Here is a 1,576-nt window from a genome sequence, read left to right as displayed (position 1 = left end):
GTAACTACTCAGGTTAAAAGATCGTAAGGAATTGTAGGCAAGTACGCAAATAACAGTAAGGTTCAAACTATTCAAAGTTGTCGTGAGGGCATCCTCTTGAGCGACCCTACTCCTAAAAATCTGGCAATGAGTCGCGACGAAATCCGAGCGATCTATGCCCAAGGCGAAGATGCAGTCATTGCTCTGGTTGAGGGGTTATTGCAACGGATTGCTGGACTAGAAGAACGGATAGAAGCTTTGGAGAATCAACATGCGAAAAATAGCCGCAATAGTAGTAAACCACCATCGGGAGATGGGTTTGCGCCGAAACCGAGAAGCCAACGGCGCAAAAGTGAGCGCTCCAGTGGGGGGCAAAGCGGGCATCCAGGAGCGACCTTAGAGTGGTCAGAAGAGGTAGATGCTGTGATGGTTCACCCGGTTGAGACTTGTGAAGTTTGTGGCATCTCGTTGAGAGCAGTCGAAGTGGAATCGTGGGAGAGTCGCCAAGTGCAAGACCTAGCCCCGATTCAACTCAGCGTTACTGAGCATCGAGCCGAAGTCAAGTGCTGTCCAGGATGTCAAACCCTGAATCGAGGAGCGTTTCCGGTCGGGGTGAATAGCGTGGTGCAGTATGGCGCCAGCTTAAAAAGCCTGATGGTGTATTTTCTGGACTATCAGTTGTTGGCATCTGCACGGGTGGCAGAACTGTTTGCGGATATCTTCGGCTGTTTGCTGTCCGAAGCGACGCTGTATACCAGTCGAGAACGATGTTTTGAGACATTAGAGCCGATTGAGGATTGGATTTTCGAGCAAGTAGCGCTTGCGGAGGTGATCCATTGTGACGAAACTGGAATGCGAGTCAAGGGTGGATTGTGGTGGCTGCATGTTGCCAGTACCGATGGCTTTACCTTCTACTTTGTTCATACCAAGCGGGGTAGAGCAGCCCTTGAGGCGATGGCACTGCTGCCTAACTTTGAGGGCGTGAGTGTGCATGATGGCTGGAAAAGCTATGCCCAGTATGAGTGTGACCATGCCTTATGCAATGCCCATCATTTGCGAGAACTCGAATTTATCCGAGAACGCTATGCTCAGACTTGGGCAGAAGAGATGAGCATTTTGCTGTGCGATCTCAAACAGCAAGTCGATGACGCAAAAATGCAGGGACACTCCACGCTCAGTCGCGACCTCGTGCAGTGGTTTGAAGAACGCTATGTGCTGCTGATTGAGGCGGGATTGTCTCTCAATCGCATCAATGACCCGCCGCTTGATGACGCAAAATCGCGAGGACGACCCAAAAATCGCCCGCAAAGAACTTACTCGACCGCTTACAGCAGCACCAAGCGCAGGTGTTAGCATTTATGCTGGACTTCCGCGTTCCCTTTGATAACAATCAAGCCGAGCGCGACCTTCGCATGATGAAATTGAAGCAAAAGATATCGGGTGGATTTCGCTCCGTTGAGGGCGCACAGATGTTTGGGCGGATTCGCGGCTATATCTCCACGCTCAAAAAGCAAGGGTTGAATGTCCTCGAAGCACTCAAGCAAGTTTTCTTGGGCAACCCGACAATGCCAACGGTGCTTCAGCCTGAGTAGTTACA

Annotated in this window: 1 pseudogene; it reads left to right on the top strand. The window is 50.8% G+C overall.

Annotated elements, in window-relative coordinates:
* Positions 1-126 precede the first annotated feature (126 nt).
* A pseudogene (gene tnpC / locus ACQ4M5_RS41675) lies at positions 127-1,571 on the top strand (IS66 family transposase).
* The last annotated feature ends 5 nt before the right edge of the window (positions 1,572-1,576 follow it).

It is taken from the genome of Leptolyngbya sp. AN10 (genome assembly GCF_050565645.1).
Lineage (GTDB): Bacteria > Cyanobacteriota > Cyanobacteriia > Leptolyngbyales > Leptolyngbyaceae > Leptolyngbya.
This window is presented reverse-complemented; position numbering and strand designations above follow the sequence as displayed.